This is a genomic window from Acetobacter sp. DsW_063, assembly GCF_002153745.1.
In the GTDB taxonomy this organism is placed as follows: Bacteria; Pseudomonadota; Alphaproteobacteria; order Acetobacterales; family Acetobacteraceae; genus Acetobacter.
Genome location: NZ_JOPL01000068.1, coordinates 1 through 2,814, shown reverse-complemented (window position 1 = coordinate 2,814; position 2,814 = coordinate 1). Strand labels below are relative to the sequence as shown.

Sequence of the window (2,814 nt, the reverse complement as noted above, 5' to 3'; positions counted from 1 at the left end):
CACAACCTCTCGCTCACTTCAATAAATTAATAGGTCCTGAGCCTAGGTTGATAATGTTATGATTAGCTGGGATGTCCAAACCTTCGGTCGTAGGCCTCGTTATGCTAGGCGCTAACTCAACAGTTAATCCGGTTTCGGCATCTGGCCAGCCTGATCTGATGTCTTTGGCTAAGTCGGATATTTCTTTGTCATCAAGGCGTCTAATGACCAGATCAATAGAGTTAGACATGCAATCTCCAAATGTATGCGCAACTGAGATTCACGATGTACAAGCAATGTAGTAGCAATCAGAATCGCGCACATCCAAAATTACAAGACCGGCAGGTGCTCCCGCTGGCAACTGTGGTCCGGCATTTTGTGCCGCTGCTCACCCGTTCAGCAAATCCCGAGCAAGCCGGTAGTGATCCACGACCAACCCGCGCTCATCCGCGACTAGTAAAACCCCACCACGCACCAGCACCCGACCGTTCACCATCGTCAGCGCCGCGCGCACCGGCGTACAGAACAGCAGCGCCGCAAGCGGATCACACTGCGCCCCCGCGTGCTCGATCCCCGAGATGTCGAACGCCGCAAGATCCGCCGCCATACCGGGTTCGATCACCCCGACATCGTCGCGGCCCAGCACCTGCGCCCCGCCCCGCGTCGCGATCTCCAGCACCTCGCGCGCGCTCATCAGCGGGCCATTCGTCTGATCCAGCACGCGCCCCAGCAGCATCGCCTGCCGCGCCTCGCTCAGCATGTGGCCGCCGTCGTTCGACGCCGAACCGTCAACGCCAAGAGCCACCGGCACGCCTGCTGCGCGCATCCTGCGCACCGGCGCGACGCCTGAGCCCAGCCGCATGTTCGAGCAGGGACAGTGCGCGACGCCCGTTCGTGTCGCCGCGAACCGTGAAATCCCGTCCTGATCGAGTTTCACGCAATGCGCGTGCCACACGTCTTCGCCAAGCCAGCCGAGATCTTCCGCGTAACGCGCAGGCGTCTTTCCGAATTTCTCCAGGCTGTAGGAGACGTCGCTGTCGTTCTCGGCAAGATGCGTGTGCAGGGTCGTGCCTGTGGCGCGGGCGAGCAACGCCGCGTCGCGCATCAGCCCCTCGCTGACCGAAAAAGGCGAACATGGCGCGACGACGACGCGTCGCATGGAGAAGCGGGAGGCGTCGTGCCACCGCTCGATCACGCGTTGCGTATCGGCCAGAATCGAACGCTCGTTCTCGACCAACGAGTCCGGCGGCAGGCCCCCGTCGCTTTCGCCGACGCTCATGGAGCCGCGCGCGGCGTGAAAGCGCATGCCCATGTCTTCTGCAGCCTCGATCTGATCGTCCAGGCGAGCACCATTGGGAAACAGATAGAGATGATCACTGCTGGTGGTGCAGCCCGACAGCAGAAGTTCCGCCATTGCTGTGCGGGTGGAGGCCCGGATCATCTCGGGCGTCAGACGTGCCCAGATCGGATACAGCGCACGCAGCCAGCCGAACAGGGATGCGTCCTGTGCCTCCGGCACGGCGCGCGTCAGCGTCTGGTACATGTGGTGGTGGGTGTTGATCAGGCCGGGCAGTAGAACATGTCCGGTAAGATCGATGCGCTCTGACGCCTCGGGCTCTGGTTCCGTCGCCGCCCCGACCGCCGTAATCTGATTATCCGTGACCAGAACCCAGCCGCCGGGCAACTCCCGGCGCAGACCGTCCATGGTCGCCACATAGGCGTTGGATAGCAGGACGGTTTTCGTCACGACGGGCCTCCGCAGGCTGCTTGCTTTTTCTACCAGAACACAGGTCCGCGTCGCATGAGACGAAATGGCTGTTTCAGCGTCGTCCCGCCGGAGCCGCGGCAGGGGTGCTGTGCGCTGCAGGCGGCGGCAGAAGCGATTGCACGAAATACAGCGTGCCATTGGACTGCGGCGCGCCCGTAACCCACAGCCGCGTCACGACGCCCGCGCCATTGGACAGAATGATCTGGCCGCTCGACGCCTCGACCGTCGCGATGATGGAAGCGCCACCGATGGTCGGCAGTGCAAACGCGCCGTTCGGCGAATGCGCGATCGCCTTCGCGATCTTCGGCGCTGGCCAGTTTCCGCGGACGATCGTGTAGGAGAGAAGCGCCTTCAGGGCCGGAGCGTTCGTAGGAGCCAGAATCCCGCCGGGGAACTGTGTGGAGTAATGCTCCAAAGGACTGTTCGGGATAGCGAACACAGTGAACGGCCCGTTTCGCTGAAGGAGCCTGAACAGATCCGCGTCCTGCAGCGCCTTGCGATAATCGGCCAGTTCGATGGCGGCCATCAGCGATTCGGAAATCGGACGGTCGCAGTAGATCGGCGTTTCAGGGTCCGGATACGCGATCGCGCTGTCTGGCGCGGCGCCTTTGGGGGCGTAGGTTCTGGCGCCGGACACCGTGGGCGCCATGAAGGAGCAGGTGCCGGTGGGCTTCGTATAGGGATCCTGCCTCGCGGAACTTTCGCATCCTCCAAGTGACAGAGCCGTCCCGAGGACGAGCCCCGCCACGCCGAACCGTCCAGCCAGACCTGGCAGCATCCCGTTCCTCACGTTTTCAATCATTGATATTCAACCGCATCACAACCGACACGGCTCGCGCCGAGCGTATTCGCGCCCGGTTTCGAAGACGTAAAGCCGTCTCCCGAGCGAAAGTCGCACATGGCGTCCAGTCTCAAACCACAGGCCTAGCAACCGTCGCCGCGCATCGTCCAACCGGACACGACGCCGTTGGCGAGTTCAAAAGTCGTCTGGCAGGAGCTGTTGTAGTAGCTGGGCGGCATTCCGCCGCCGCCACCCCAACCGCCGCCCCAGCCATTACCCCAGCCGC

The 2,814-nt window shown here is 62.5% G+C and carries 2 protein-coding genes; both read right to left on the bottom strand.

Going from position 1 to position 2,814, the window contains the following annotated elements; genetic code table 11:
* Window positions 1–367 precede the first annotated feature (367 nt).
* Window positions 368–1,726, bottom strand: coding sequence for an 8-oxoguanine deaminase (locus HK28_RS09645; RefSeq protein WP_255376468.1), 1,359 nt, complete (start codon window positions 1,724–1,726; stop codon window positions 368–370).
* A 73-nt stretch (window positions 1,727–1,799) separates the two neighbouring features.
* Window positions 1,800–2,549 (bottom strand): fasciclin domain-containing protein, encoded by a 750-nt coding sequence (locus tag HK28_RS09640; protein WP_086644376.1) that lies wholly within the window; start codon window positions 2,547–2,549, stop codon window positions 1,800–1,802.
* Window positions 2,550–2,814: the final 265 nt, after the last annotated feature.